Origin of the sequence: Nodosilinea sp. AN01ver1 (assembly GCF_050565655.1) — a bacterium.
Classification (GTDB): Bacteria; Cyanobacteriota; Cyanobacteriia; order Phormidesmidales; family Phormidesmidaceae; genus Nodosilinea.
Map to the genome: position 1 here is coordinate 92375 of NZ_JBNXVS010000019.1, position 12682 is coordinate 105056.

13 protein-coding genes are annotated in these 12682 nt (G+C 58.7%); 8 read left to right on the forward strand and 5 right to left on the reverse strand.

Going from position 1 to position 12682, the window contains the following annotated elements:
* The first annotated feature begins 261 nt into the window (after nucleotides 1-261).
* From ACQ4N7_RS15895 to rpsU, 4 genes are all read left to right on the forward strand, one after another.
* Complete coding sequence (locus tag ACQ4N7_RS15895; protein WP_430712483.1) at nucleotides 262-651, forward strand: carboxymuconolactone decarboxylase family protein; 390 nt, start codon at nucleotides 262-264, stop codon at nucleotides 649-651.
* Between the two features lie 183 nt (nucleotides 652-834).
* Complete coding sequence (locus ACQ4N7_RS15900) at nucleotides 835-1581, forward strand: SDR family oxidoreductase (RefSeq protein ID WP_430712484.1); 747 nt, start codon at nucleotides 835-837, stop codon at nucleotides 1579-1581.
* Between the two features lie 172 nt (nucleotides 1582-1753).
* The gene (locus ACQ4N7_RS15905; protein ID WP_430712485.1) at nucleotides 1754-3034 is read left to right on the forward strand and encodes a metallophosphoesterase family protein; all 1281 of its coding nucleotides are present in this window, start codon (nucleotides 1754-1756) and stop codon (nucleotides 3032-3034) included.
* A 424-nt stretch (nucleotides 3035-3458) separates the two neighbouring features.
* Nucleotides 3459-3635, forward strand: a complete 177-nt coding sequence (rpsU, locus tag ACQ4N7_RS15910) for a 30S ribosomal protein S21 (RefSeq protein ID WP_035985692.1) — start codon at nucleotides 3459-3461, stop codon at nucleotides 3633-3635.
* A 166-nt stretch (nucleotides 3636-3801) separates the two neighbouring features.
* Here rpsU and ACQ4N7_RS15915 read toward each other — a convergent pair whose 3' ends face one another.
* The 3 genes from ACQ4N7_RS15915 to ACQ4N7_RS15925 all read right to left on the reverse strand — a co-directional run bounded on the left by ACQ4N7_RS15915 (nucleotide 3802) and on the right by ACQ4N7_RS15925 (nucleotide 7146).
* Nucleotides 3802-5910, reverse strand: coding sequence for a hypothetical protein (locus ACQ4N7_RS15915; RefSeq protein WP_430712486.1), 2109 nt, complete (start codon nucleotides 5908-5910; stop codon nucleotides 3802-3804).
* A 146-nt stretch (nucleotides 5911-6056) separates the two neighbouring features.
* On the reverse strand, nucleotides 6057-6227 hold the full coding sequence (gene psb34 / locus ACQ4N7_RS15920; protein ID WP_430712487.1) for a photosystem II assembly protein Psb34: 171 nt from the start codon (nucleotides 6225-6227) through the stop codon (nucleotides 6057-6059).
* Nucleotides 6228-6366: 139 nt separating this feature from the next.
* Nucleotides 6367-7146: an MBL fold metallo-hydrolase gene (locus ACQ4N7_RS15925; protein WP_430712488.1), complete on the reverse strand. Its 780-nt coding sequence runs from the start codon at nucleotides 7144-7146 to the stop codon at nucleotides 6367-6369.
* A 239-nt stretch (nucleotides 7147-7385) separates the two neighbouring features.
* Here ACQ4N7_RS15925 and ACQ4N7_RS15930 point away from each other — a divergent pair, with 239 nt between their 5' ends.
* From ACQ4N7_RS15930 to ACQ4N7_RS15940, 3 genes are all read left to right on the forward strand, one after another.
* Complete coding sequence (locus tag ACQ4N7_RS15930; RefSeq protein ID WP_430712489.1) at nucleotides 7386-8261, forward strand: M23 family metallopeptidase; 876 nt, start codon at nucleotides 7386-7388, stop codon at nucleotides 8259-8261.
* 117 nt (nucleotides 8262-8378) lie between these two features.
* Nucleotides 8379-9467: a chorismate synthase gene (gene aroC, locus ACQ4N7_RS15935; RefSeq protein ID WP_430712490.1), complete on the forward strand. Its 1089-nt coding sequence runs from the start codon at nucleotides 8379-8381 to the stop codon at nucleotides 9465-9467.
* A 1-nt stretch (nucleotide 9468) separates the two neighbouring features.
* Complete coding sequence (locus ACQ4N7_RS15940; RefSeq protein WP_430712491.1) at nucleotides 9469-9804, forward strand: cupin domain-containing protein; 336 nt, start codon at nucleotides 9469-9471, stop codon at nucleotides 9802-9804.
* A gap of 200 nt (nucleotides 9805-10004) precedes the next feature.
* Here the strand turns inward: ACQ4N7_RS15940 and ACQ4N7_RS15945 are convergent, their stop codons facing one another.
* A complete protein-coding gene (locus ACQ4N7_RS15945) occupies nucleotides 10005-10991 on the reverse strand; it encodes an ABC transporter ATP-binding protein (protein ID WP_430712492.1) in 987 nt (328 codons plus the stop codon).
* 216 nt (nucleotides 10992-11207) lie between these two features.
* Nucleotides 11208-11651 carry an orange carotenoid protein N-terminal domain-containing protein gene (locus tag ACQ4N7_RS15950; RefSeq protein WP_430712493.1) on the reverse strand — a complete coding sequence of 148 codons (444 nt, stop codon included), beginning with the start codon at nucleotides 11649-11651 and terminating at the stop codon, nucleotides 11208-11210.
* A gap of 483 nt (nucleotides 11652-12134) precedes the next feature.
* On the opposite strand from ACQ4N7_RS15950, the gene ACQ4N7_RS15955 reads away from it, so the two are divergent.
* Nucleotides 12135-12530: a bactofilin family protein gene (locus tag ACQ4N7_RS15955; protein WP_106867838.1), complete on the forward strand. Its 396-nt coding sequence runs from the start codon at nucleotides 12135-12137 to the stop codon at nucleotides 12528-12530.
* The last annotated feature ends 152 nt before the right edge of the window (nucleotides 12531-12682 follow it).

The window sequence follows — 12682 nt, forward strand, 5'->3', positions numbered from 1 at the left end:
AGGGCCTTAGCATAGCGCTCTTCTTAAGGCGGATTGAGCGAGGGTAGCTATGCGGCGGGTAGAACTTTTACATTGTATAGAAAATTGAGCCGTCTGGGCTTTCTAAAATGCTGGGGCGATCGCCGCTCTTTAGCCCAATATTTTTTTCAAAGCAGAGCTTGCATTACGCGATAAAGACGCTTTTCATAAATTCATCCCAAGCCATAGTTTGAGTTTGAAAAAGCGATAAAATCGACTTCGTTCTCTATCATTGATCGCTCTATGGACTCGACTCGATACCAGCGCGGACAAGAGGCTCTAGCCCGAATTCACGGCCATATTGGCGAAGGCGTTATGACCGCGCTGGGGGATGTTGCCCCTGACTTTGCCCGCCTGATTATCGAATTTCCCTACGGCGACATCTACTCGCGGCCAGGGCTGTCACCTAAAGAGCGACAAATCGCCACGATCGCATCCCTGGTTACCCTCGGCAATGCCCCCACCGAACTCAGGGCGCATATTCAGGGCAGTCTAAATGTAGGCTGCACTAGAGAAGAAATTGTTGAAGTGATCATGCAAATGGCCGTCTATGCTGGTTTTCCTGCGGCGGTCAATGCATTAATGGTTGCCAAAGATGTTTTTGAAGAACTCGACAAAGTCCCTGAAGCCTAACACAAGACATACAATTCCCCTCTAAAGAGGGTGCCGTGGGTTAGGAATTTAGAAAAAATTCAAAAGCTCTCGATTTCGATTCACCCAGGCTTAAAGTATTCCTCCTTCTGTAAGGCAAGAAAAACATTCCTAGACGTATACACCATCAAAGGTTTTTAACTCTCTAATAACGCAGCAAAAACAATGAAACAGGTCTTGATTGTAACTGGCGGCAGCCGGGGCATTGGAGCCGCGACGGCTCAGCTGGCGGCAGAGCGAGGGTACGCGGTATGCGTCAACTATCGGCAGAACCAGGCGGCGGCCAGCGCTGTTGTCGAGGCTATTGCCCAGGCGGGCGGACGGGCCATCGCGGTGGCCGCCGATGTGGCCGTTGAGAGCGATGTGGTGCGCCTGTTTGAAACAGTGGATGAGCAACTGGGTCGGGTGACGGCGCTGGTTAACAACGCCGGTATTCTAGAGCAGCAGCGGCGGGTCGAAGATATTGATGCCGCCCGGCTCAGCCGCGTTTTGGCCGCCAACGTGACCGGCAGCTTTTTGTGCGCGCGTGAAGCCATTCGCCGCATGTCAACCCAGCGGGGCGGAGATGGGGGCGCGATCGTGAACGTTTCATCGGTGGCGGCGCGGCTGGGTTCTCCCGGAGAATATGTTGACTATGCCGCTGCTAAGGGCGCGATCGACACCCTGACCATTGGGCTAGCCAAGGAAGTGGCCGCCGAGGGCATTCGCGTCAATGCGGTGCGGCCAGGGTTTATCTACACCGATATTCACGCCAGCGGTGGCGAGCCCAACCGGGTGGAGCGGGTTAAGGCTTCGGTGCCGCTGGGGCGGGGCGGCCAGGCGATCGAGGTGGCCCAGGCGATTTTGTGGCTGCTGTCAGCCGAGTCTGCTTACACAACGGGTTCGTTTATCGATGTGGCAGGGGGAAAGTAAGCCTAGGTTAATCCTTGAAGCGATGCCCCTCTGGCCCGGTCTTGACCATCACGCCTCACGTACCAGCGACCGAGGCTGGCAATCGAAACACCCCAAAAACTCTCCCATCCCCCTGCGCAAACAAGAGACGGATGGGGTAAGTTTATGCCTGTGGTTCGGCCAGTAAGGTGTCATGGGTTATCGACGGTTTCTAACGGGGCTGGGACTGGGGTTGGTGCTCAGCATCTGTATCGCCTGCTCCCAGCGGGTGCTGCTGTCTGAGCCAGCGGGGTCAACGCCGCCCGATGCTGCAGCGGAGGAGATTTCCCCCGAGCAAGCCCGCGAGGGTGCGCCTGTAGCGGCAGAGTCATCTCCTGCCGCCCCCGAACTCTCTGCCGTCGCCCAGGAGTGGATCGCCAGTGCCCCAGGCGGCATGGTCAACCCACCCCGCAAAGACGTGCGGCTGGTGGCAATCAGCGATCTCAACAGCGCCTACGGCTCTACCGATTATGACCCCGAAGTCGATAAGGCGATCGCTCTGCTGCCCTACTGGCAACCCGACTTGGTGGTGTGCAGCGGCGATATGGTAGCCGGGCAAAACCCGGCCCTCACGCCCGAGCAAATTACCGCCATGTGGCGGGCCTTTGACGACCATGTCGCCGCCCCCCTGCGCCAGCAAAACCTGCCCTTTGGCTTTACCATCGGCAACCACGACGCCTCCAGCGCTCGGGGCGTTCACGATCAGTTTTTGTTTCAGCAGGAGCGCGACCTGGCCTCGGCCTACTGGCAAGACCCGGCCCACAGCCCTGGGGTAACGTTTATCGATCGCACCGACTTTCCCTATTTCTACACCTTTGAGCAGCAGGGCATCTTCTTTATGGCCTGGGATGGCTCATCGAGCCAGATCCCCGCAGACAAGCTGGCCTGGGTCGAGCAGGCACTGGCCAGCGACGTAGCTCAGCAGGCTAAGGCTCGTATTTTGCTCAGCCATTTACCCCTCTATGCGGTGGCGGTAGGGCGCGACGAACCGGGCGAAGTAATGGCGAACGCCGACCAGCTGCGCACCATGCTAGAGCGCTACAACGTCCACACCTACATCAGCGGGCACCACCACGCCTACTACCCCGGCCACCGGGGGCAGCTACAGCTGCTGCACACGGGCATTTTGGGCGCTGGCCCCCGCCCGCTCATCGACAGCCAACTGCCCCCCTGGAAAGTGATCACGGTCATCGACGTTGACTTCAGCGATCCCGACCTGACTACCTACACGACCTACGACATGCAAACCCTGCGCACCATTGAATACGAGGAACTACCTCGATTTTTAGCCGGACATAACGGCGTTGTGCTGCGCCGAGACATCAGCTACGACGAATTGGCTCCCGATGAGAAATCCTTCTGCGAACAGCGCCTGGGGAAAGCTCTCTGCACCGGAAATCTGCCCTTTCCCAGACCCAGAACCTATACCGCTTAGGCACTGGTGTCGCAGATGGCTGCTGGGCTAGGCCAGGTTCAGCGTGGGGGCATTGCACGGCCATGCCCTGGGCAGAGAACTCTGCCGGTTAAAGTGTCCTAACTATCTTGGCTGCTGCGATATCACACCTTTTGGCTCTACTGCCAATCGGCAGTGCGTCTAGCCAGGGGGCGGTTAGCAAGCGAAATTTGTGCTAAGGTATAGCTAATCAATGGGCAGTTATGCCCAAGCTTTGCTGTCTGTATATTCGTATGCTGGCAGTTTTTTAATGACTGTGCTGCTATGCAGCCTTAACGACTTTGCCTGGAACAATGGGAGGTGGCTCAAGCGTTCCAGGGCAACCCAACCCAATTTTTGTAGGCCCAGCGGCCTGCCAGTTGATTGGTCACTAGTTCATACCCAAGGAGTAAAGAAGCAATTTCGTATGACTCAAGTCGTTGTAGGTGAAAACGAGGGCATTGAATCGGCCCTGCGCCGCTTTAAGCGGCAGGTCTCTAAGGCAGGGATTTTTTCAGAAGTTAAGCGTCGTCGCCACTTCGAGACGCCCCAGGAAAAGCGCAAGCGCAAGGCCGTCGCCCGGCGCAAGAAGCGCTACCGCTAAGCTGCCTTTAGATAGGCTGAATGGGGGTTTCTGGGGGCTACCGCCGCAGCGGTTACTGGTCTTGTCTTAATCTCGTTAAGGAAGATTTTGCTTAGAGCCTCCAATCAAAGCCACAGTCAGGGGATGCCGTTATCGGTGTCCCCTTTGTTTTGTTTGTTTTGGATGGTCACTCCTCAAGGTTGGCGTTGACCAGGGTGAGCAGCGGGCCAATTTGCTCCTGACCGCTGACGGCTAAATCGCTGTGGCACAGCACCACCCGCTCGGTAACCCGACCGAGCAAATCGCGTAGAATTCGCTCAGGGCGATCGCGGTGCAGCTCCTCCAGGTCTTCGGTACGCCAGGGCCGCCCCCGGTAGGTGCTCAAAAATATAGGGTAGCCAAACAGCAAATCCTCGGTGCCACCCAGCCAGCGGGGCGATCCAGCGTCAATCCAAAAGTGCCAGCGGTGGCGCAGGCGCTGCAGCCGGTACTGGTACACGGTGGCGATCGTAATCACCCGCTGGCTGGGGTCAGCTGACTCCACCGGGTAGGGGTCGGCGGTGACGGTGCCCTGACGCAGCAGCAAAATGAACCGTTCCAGGGCCGGTTTGAGCAGGTGGGCCGGGGTTGTTCCGAGCGCTGGCGGAATCTGGCGCAGCCGATCTTCGATCGCCCAGTACTGCTGGGCGGTTTCCATCAGTTCCCGCAGGGCAGACAGCTGGTCGGGGGGCAGGTGGCTACCGCCCCAGTAAAAGGTTTGAATGGCGCGGTCCAGCACGCTGACCACACCCAGGGTGAGGCGGCGCTGGCGCTGCTGGCGCTGCTGCGCAATCCACTGGCGCAGGCGATTGTAGGCTTCGGTGGCTTTGTAGCCGAGCCGATCCCAGCGATCGAAGCGCTCGATGGGCAGCAGTTCAGGCTGCTCTAGGCTGGGCTCAAAGCAGTGATCGACCAGCAGTTCGGCCCGCACTGGGTCAATTTGAACCGACTCAAACCAGGGGCCAACCTCTGGGGCCTGGGGAATTTGGCTGAGCACCAGCAGCATTTCAGCCACGGTTTCTGCGTCGGCCAGCCGCCCCAGCCCTGGGTAAACAAAGCTCAGCAGCGTGAGTAGAGCCCGCACCAGCGGCGAGTGAATCACCGGGCGCTGGTCATTGAGCGAGGCCACGGGCAGCCCGCGGTTGGTCAAAATTTCAGCCAGGGTGTAGCGGGCGATCGCATCTAGCCCCGGCCCAATAATCGCCACCTCGTGGGGGGCCGCCTGCCCGGTCCTGACCACCTCGACCACCCGCTCTGCCGTCTGCCGCAGCAGCTCGCCCCGCGACACTGTTTGCAGGGTTTGAAAACAGGCCAGGGGTTCCGGCAGCGTCATTGGGTCCATCACCCACCGCACCACCTGGTCGCCCCAGCGATAGCCCAGGGAGTCGGCGGCGGGCTCGGGCCGCTCGATCACCTGACACTGCGGCTTGAGGAGCTGCTCCAGGCTGTCGGGGTTGGCCCCCATGCCCAGTCGGCCTTTGCCGTAGCGGTTCCAGGTCAGCGCCACGGGTCGAGCCCGATCGATAAATACCTGTAGCCACCGGGCGGTGATCCCAGGGTACTCATCCAGGTCATCGACAAAAACGCCGCCGTAGCGGGCCAGCAGCTTCTCCTGGTAGAGCGGGTGGGGCAGCAGATGCCGCCAGTACAGTTCGGTCATCACGCCGTAGGTGAGCAGGCTGCGCGCCAGGCACCAGTCGCGCCAGTCTAAAACGGCCTCACCGATGGCCCGCCATACAGTCTCTGGGGCATAGCCCGAGGGAATGCCCTCCGGCAGCAGCACCGGCAGATCGTCGGCGGGAATGCCTGCCGCCGCCGCCATTTGTAGAAAATCGAGCGATCGCCGCACCGTTTGGGCCTCGCGCCAGCCCTCAACGGTCATGGTGCCGTCGATCAATTTCTCCTGCCACAGCCCGGTGGTCAGCTCCTGCTCGTTTTCGGGGCGCAACCGCAGCGGAAACTGCGGCAGTAGCCCCAGACTATTGACCAGCAGCGGCCAAAACAGGGTTACTTCATCCTGAATGAATCCGTTGGGGGTGGTGGTGACCACGGCGACCTCGGGAGCCACATCGGCCAGCCGGGCCGCCAGCCGCAGGCGATTGTCGCCATTGGCGGCAAAAACCAAAAAGCTCTGGCCCAGTTCCAGGGGTGGTCTAAGGTCGCTGCCAGTTACAGATGCCGCCGCAAGTTGGTCGAGTAGCCAGGCGGTCTTGCCGCTGCCCGTCGCACCCTCAAGCCACTGGGGCCAGTCTGCCATATCACCTAAAAAACCCTACTCTGCCTACTTTACCCTGGCTCAGCCAGGGCCAACTGAGAGCAGCACAGCAAAGTGACCTGAATCAGCCTAAACCAATTCAGGTCACCCGCTTTAGCCCTGGGCAGCACCCAGGTTTTTAATTGCGATTAGGACACCGACACCGCTACCACCATCAGCCCAGCGATCAGCGCCAGCCCTAGACCACCTAAAATAACGTAGTTACGCTTTTGAGACGCGGTTGGTGGCTCAGCCTCGTACATCTTTGGCTCGTTGGCAAAGTTGTTTAGGCGACCGCCCTCTTCAGTGGTGTAAGGCATTGCTAAAATCCCTTCTTAAAAATTGACTAACCTTAAAAGAAGGTTACCTGATGAGGGCGCTAACTGGGTACCCCCAGCGATCCCCAATCGCGACAAGGAGATAGGTCTAGGGAGCTAAACCCAGCGAGATAAGCTGGGTTTAGGCCGCAGCCGGCTGCCGAGGAGCCAGATTGAGAGCGATCGCTTGCCCTACTGCTGGACTAAGCACCTGGGTCGTTAGGCCTTTTTGGGCGATCGCAGTCTGTAGCGACTGAGGGTTGCCAACTACTTTGAGCCAGTTGAGCAGCACGCCGCTGTAGGTCACGGCACCAGCATCGGCAGTGGGCAGCACTACCTGAGGCTGCAGCCACTCCACCAGTTCTAGCGCCCCTTTTTGGCCTCGAATAATGGGACCAACCAGCGGCAGCGCCAGATCGACCACGGGGGTAATCAGAACATCCACCGGGCCTTCCTGCTTGAGTTCGGCCCGATGAAAGCCGTGGGGCTCATAGAATACCGAGGTGCTGGTGCTCCGATCGCGCAGGATGTAGCCATTTTCGACCAGCAGAGGCCCCATGGGCGTACCAGGCACGGCTTTAATTGTCACCTCGCCTAGGGCAAACGTTTCGCCGTGGCCCAGGGCGGTGACCTGGCTGTAGCCCAGCTTTTCGGCCACCTTGGCCGCGCTAGGAGAACCGACTACAGGAATGGAGCGATCGAGCGCCGCCAGGGTCGGCGGATGGGCGTGGTCTTCGATCCCCTGGCTGAGCAAAATTAAGTCGATCGCCTCAGGCAGAGGACGGGATTGGGGGTGCTCACCTTTAAACAGCCAGCTCTGCTGCCCAAACACCAGTTCACCCACTAGCCAGGGGTCTACTAAAATGCGCTGCCCACCCAACGTTAGCAGCCAAGAATTACTGTCGAGCCAGGTCACATCCATGGGCAGAGTCTCTGTATAAAGCGGCTTTTAATATTGTAACGGATTCTTTACACAGGCAGAATTGACCGATTTTCTGGGCCTATTGCTGAGCTGTTCATGACCACAATTACACTCCAGTTCGGCCTTCGCTCTGTGGTACAAACAGTCGCGAAATTGTGCAAACGCGCTGATCCCCGTATAATCCGTTTTGGTCTGAGGGTTAACGTTGACTGCCGTTTCTCCACTATCGAATTCCGCATATGGCCCGTTTTTCCATCAACCCCTATACCGTGCTGATTACGGCAACCGGCAGGGCTCCGGTTGTGCTAAAACTGCGCCCGGTGCCGCTGCTGGTGGGCTTGGGTTTGCTGGTGGGGCTGCCGATCGCCTGGATTAGCCTGCTGCTCTACCAAAACGTGCAGCTGGCCCAGCGCAACCAAAATTTATCGGAAACCGCCAGCGAAGTGCTCACCGAGCTAAACGCCATCGGTAACGAAATTGAGGTGCTCAAAACCCGGGCCGGGCTGCCCGACGAACGGTTGGAGAACACTCGTCTCCCCGACGATGAGAAGATGCCGCCGCGGGGAGGTGTGGCTGAGGTGGCCCCTGCCGAAATGATGTTTGACGAGGCTCGTCAGCAGCTGCCGGGTCTAGAGCAAATGCTCGCGATCGCCGTTAAGCCCGCCCTGGAGCAAACCCTGGAGTCTGAGGCCGAGCAGGCCGCCGCTTTCCCCAGCGGCAAGCCCATCGCTGGCACGGCCAAGGTGTCGTCGGAGTTTGGCCTGCGCCCCAACCCCTTTGGCGCTCGCAGCTATGAAATGCACGAGGGGCTCGATTTTTCTGGTCCGGTGGGCAAACCCATCTTGGCCACCGCCGAGGGCGTCGTGGTCAGAGCCGACTACAACGGCGGCTACGGCAACCACGTCAGAATTGACCACGGCTACAACTACGAAACCCTCTACGCCCATATGTCCAAGATCGAGGTCAAAATTGGCGATCGCGTTCGGCGGGGCGATGTTGTGGGCTACCTGGGCAGTACGGGGCGTTCCTCAGGCCCGCACCTGCACTACAGCATCTACCGCAACGGTCAGGCCGTGAATCCTCGCTACTATTTGAAGCTTGAGAAACCCAAATAAACCCAATCCAAACCCAGAAGTGGAGTTTTGCCGGTGGGAAGCCTCCGGCTCCCGACCTGAACCTGGCATAGTAGGATCGGTAAAACAACCTGCACCAGCGCTAGCATTACCGAACCTATGGGCAACACCTTTGGGCATTTATTTCGCATTACCACCTTTGGCGAATCCCACGGCGGTGGAGTCGGGGTGGTGATAGACGGCTGCCCCCCGCGTCTGGCTATTTCCGCCGCAGAGATTCAGGCCGAGCTAGACCGCCGTCGCCCTGGGCAGAGCAAAATTACCACCCCCCGCAAAGAGAGCGATCGCTGCGAAATTCTCTCCGGCGTGTTTGAGGGCCAAACCCTGGGCACGCCCATCTCCATTCTGGTGCGCAACGAGAACACTCGCCCGCAAGACTACAGCGAGATGGTGACGACCTATCGGCCCTCCCACGCCGATGCCACCTACGACGCCAAATACGGCCTGCGCAACTACCAGGGCGGCGGGCGATCGTCGGCCAGAGAAACGATTGGCCGGGTGGCGGCGGGGGCGATCGCCAAAAAGATTCTTCAGCAGGTCACAGGCACCGAGATCATCGGCTACGTCAAGCGCATTCAAGACCTGGAAGGCACCGTTGACCCAGCCACCGTCACCCTGGAGCAGGTCGAAAGCAACATGGTGCGCTGCCCCGATCCCGAGGCCGCCCAGCGCATGATCGACCGCATCGAAGCCATCCGTGACCAGGGCGACTCCATCGGCGGCGTGGTGGAATGCGTGGCCCGAGGCGTTCGCGTTGGCCTGGGGTCTCCCGTATTCGACAAGCTGGAGGCCGACCTGGCTAAGGGCGTTATGTCTCTACCCGCCAGCAAGGGCTTTGAAATTGGCTCCGGCTTTGCCGGTACCCTGCTCACCGGCAGCCAGCACAACGACGAGTTTTACACCGACGAAACCGGCACCCTGCGCACCCGCACCAACCGCTCCGGCGGCACCCAGGGCGGCATCACCAACGGCGAAAACATCATCATTCGCGTCGCCTTTAAGCCCACCGCCACCATTCGCAAAGCCCAAAACACCGTCACCAATACGGGCGAAGCCACCGTGCTAGAGGCGCGAGGCCGTCACGACCCCTGCGTGCTGCCCCGCGCCGTGCCCATGGTCGAGGCGATGGTGGCCCTGGTGCTGTGCGACCACCTGCTGCGCCACCACGGCCAGTGCGAGCTGTTCTAGCATGAAGATTACTGGCCTAAATCAGGTGCCCGAAGAGGCGGTCTCCCACAACCCGGCGATTAAAAAGCGGGTGCTGCTGCGATCGCACGATTTGCCCCACCTGACCAATTTTTCTCAGGCCCGCTTTGCCCCCGGCCAGATTGCCAACGGCCACAGCCACAGCGATATGGCGGAGGTCTTCTTTGTCGAATCGGGCCAGGGCACTATCACCGTCGATGGCCAGCCCTACCTCCTGACCCCAGGTACCTGCATTGCGGTAGAACCCGGCGAACACCACGAAGTCGCCAACACCGGCACCGAAGACCTTGTTCTCACCTACTTCGGCCTCCGAGTTTAGAGCCTGTCCGAAGACGTTGCCTACACGCTGGTGGGCAGTGCCCACCCTACTTGGGATGGCCTTCCTCGCGGTGGGTTGCTGCGCGTGGGCGCAGCCTCGCCTTAGCGATATGCACTCTAATGCACATGGTTACCTCACTCCCTTACCTTCCCCATCCCCTCATCTTTCTCACCCGCCTACTCACTCACCCATCCACCCACTCACCCACTCACCGCCCCCGCCGCAAACACCCGCCCAATCACCTCCTCCACGGGCGGATCGCTGACGGTCAAATCCTGCACGTCCAGCTCTCCCAGCAGCTGGCTCACCGTTTGAGTTAGCGCTTCGCGGCGCACAATCAGCCGGGCGGTGCAGCCTTCCAGCGACTCCAGTTCGCCGTAGCGGCTGAGGGTGGCAGCATCACAGTGGCTGGCCAGATCTACAGTCACTTCTCGGTAGGGGGCAAAGCGATCGAGCAGCCCCTCCAGGCTGCCGTCGTAGATCAACCGCCCCTGGTAGATCAGCAGCACCCGCCGACACAGGGCAGTGATGTCGGCCATGTAGTGACTGGTCAGTAAAATAGTGGCCTGGTAGCGACGGTTGTAGTCGCGCAAAAATTCGCGCACGGCTACCTGGGCGTTAACGTCTAGACCCAGGGTAGGTTCGTCTAGAAAGAGCACCTGGGGACGGTGCAGTAGAGCCGCCATCATTTCAGCCTTCATACGTTCGCCTAGAGAGAGCTTGCGCACCGGCTGGTTGAGCTTGCCCTGAAGAGCGAGCATCTCGGTCAGCTCATCTACCCGGTAGCGAAATTCTTTATCGGAGAGACCGTAGATAGCGGCATTGATGCGCAGCGAGTCGAGGGCCGGTAAATCCCACAGCAGCTGCTGTTTTTGCCCCATCACCAGGGTAATATCCTGTAAAAATTCGGCCCGGCGCTGAAAAGGTATCTGATCACCCACCCGCACCGTACCGGCGGAGGGGTGAATGAGCCCGGTCAGCATCTTGAGCGTGGTGGTCTTGCCGGCCCCGTTTGGCCCCAAAAACCCCACGATTTCCCCTGGCTCAATATGAAACGATATTTCCTGCACCGCTTCTACCATGCGGTACTGACGGCGCAAAAAGTGCCGCAGGGTGCCTCCTAACCCCGATTCTTTGACAGCTACGGGGTAGCGTTTGCTGAGCTGGTCGACATCAATGCTGGGCATGGAAACTGGGCGTAGGTTGACGGCATAAAGAATAGCCCTGTGAAGGCCTATGGATTTCACTTTACCGCCAACCCCTGATTCCGGGCATTGCCCAAGCCTCGGCCCCCTATCAGCCCATGCCCAGCGCGGAGTAAACGGCTCTCAAACCCACGAAAGCCGCCATCTAGCTGCAGTAAGGGATTTTAGAGCACCTGGATCTAAACCTGCGGGGCTCGCCTAGTCGACAACTTGGCGTAGGAAGTGAAGCCGCTCATTCAGCCCCATAGTGTTAAGACGGGTTAGCAGCGCCTGAGTTCTAGCCGAGCCATCCTGGCAGGTGGCCAGCGGCAGACGGCTAGCTGGCATCAGGTGAAACAGCCGGTGCCAGAAGGCCAGCTTCATGTTGATGTTGAGCGCCTGGTAGGCGTGGGTAAAACGGGTATCGGCTCCAGAGAGAATATCGCGCAAGATAGCGGCCTGGTCGTCGCGATTGAGCTGTTGAATCTGGCTGAGCAGCTGCTGCACTGCCTGAGAGAAGAGCGCCACGGGAGCAATGGCCGCAAAGGCCTGGCCCAAGGTATCGTAGGTCTGCCAGAGCACGGCAATTTTGCAGTCTACATCAACGGATTCAAACGCTTGAACGGTTTGCTCAAACTGGAGGCGGACGTCAGTAGCGGTCATGGTAGGTTTCCTTTGGGGTTTGTTATGGGGGAGATGGCAATACGACAGCACAGGCCAGGTGCGCTGTCGGACTCGGTGCGATCGCGAGGAGTAGAATCTCCCGCTCTCATTTGCTGGAGCTAAAACAATGTCTTTAAGCTGTCGAAGCGAAAAAAAGAAGAGGAAGGGGGATCAATTTAATCAGTTTTATCGTCTGTTTATATTGATCCCTGTCCTTTTTGAATAAAGAGCGTTTCTTCCAAGTTTCTTTTGATTTAAAGCTTAGCTAGGGCAAACCGGAGTGCGTATCCTCCTCAAGATGAGAAAATTCCGTCCAGCTAGTGGATTGTTGGACGCGCGGCAGCTATTGTCTTTTAAGATTTAGTTACATATAGAATCTAGTTATACGGCTGAGCCGTCAGCTTGGCGGTGGGGCTGCCGTAGGGTCAATCTGGCTCAGACCATGGTTGGAGTGCTGTTCTCTGGAGTTATGAGGGCAATTTGATGTTCAAGCGTAAGTCGGCTCCGCTATTGACCTATTTGAGTCAAAAAACCGAGTTTGAGGGGGTGCTCCACGCCGAGGGAATGCTGCGGGTAGACGGCGTTATCCACGGCACCGTAGACATCAAAGGCGATCTTGAGATTTCCTCCACAGGATTGATCGAAGGGCCGGAGGTCAGGGCCCAGAATATTGTGGTGCAGGGAGTGCTGAAGGCGCGGGTCTATGCCGAAGGCAAACTGACGCTCAGCCGCACGGCCCGCCTGGAGGGCGACGTAGTAGCTGGTGCTCTAGAAATAGAGCCAGGGGCCTACTACACCGGCTACATCGAGACCCGTGATGCCAAATCGCTGCCCCCCGCCCGGGAGGTGCCTGAGCTCTACGGCACTACCGAGATTTAAGCTAAATGCTGCTGCCCCAGGGCGGCTAGTGCAGCGTCAAGACTTAATTTTAGGGTAGACAGACGCGAGCTTACAGCGTGCGTCGTCGACCTTCATCTGCCAGTCAACCCCGCGCTGGATGGTGTTGACATCACGCGACCAGGCAGCTGTTT

Excerpts from the sequence above, each read along its gene's own strand:
- ACQ4N7_RS15930 (WP_430712489.1), top strand. The coding sequence starts at position 7,386 with ATGGCCCGTTTTTCCATCAACCCCTATACCGTGCTGATTACGGCAACC.
- ACQ4N7_RS15900 (WP_430712484.1), top strand. The coding sequence starts at position 835 with ATGAAACAGGTCTTGATTGTAACTGGCGGCAGCCGGGGCATTGGAGCC.
- ACQ4N7_RS15950 (WP_430712493.1), bottom strand. The coding sequence starts at position 11,651 with ATGACCGCTACTGACGTCCGCCTCCAGTTTGAGCAAACCGTTCAAGCG.
- psb34 (WP_430712487.1), bottom strand. The coding sequence starts at position 6,227 with ATGCCTTACACCACTGAAGAGGGCGGTCGCCTAAACAACTTTGCCAAC.
- ACQ4N7_RS15940 (WP_430712491.1), top strand. The coding sequence starts at position 9,469 with ATGAAGATTACTGGCCTAAATCAGGTGCCCGAAGAGGCGGTCTCCCAC.
- ACQ4N7_RS15955 (WP_106867838.1), top strand. The coding sequence starts at position 12,135 with ATGTTCAAGCGTAAGTCGGCTCCGCTATTGACCTATTTGAGTCAAAAA.
- ACQ4N7_RS15945 (WP_430712492.1), bottom strand. The coding sequence starts at position 10,991 with ATGCCCAGCATTGATGTCGACCAGCTCAGCAAACGCTACCCCGTAGCT.
- aroC (WP_430712490.1), top strand. The coding sequence starts at position 8,379 with ATGGGCAACACCTTTGGGCATTTATTTCGCATTACCACCTTTGGCGAA.
- ACQ4N7_RS15895 (WP_430712483.1), top strand. The coding sequence starts at position 262 with ATGGACTCGACTCGATACCAGCGCGGACAAGAGGCTCTAGCCCGAATT.
- rpsU (WP_035985692.1), top strand. The coding sequence starts at position 3,459 with ATGACTCAAGTCGTTGTAGGTGAAAACGAGGGCATTGAATCGGCCCTG.
- ACQ4N7_RS15915 (WP_430712486.1), bottom strand. The coding sequence starts at position 5,910 with ATGGCAGACTGGCCCCAGTGGCTTGAGGGTGCGACGGGCAGCGGCAAG.
- ACQ4N7_RS15925 (WP_430712488.1), bottom strand. The coding sequence starts at position 7,146 with ATGGATGTGACCTGGCTCGACAGTAATTCTTGGCTGCTAACGTTGGGT.
- ACQ4N7_RS15905 (WP_430712485.1), top strand. The coding sequence starts at position 1,754 with ATGGGTTATCGACGGTTTCTAACGGGGCTGGGACTGGGGTTGGTGCTC.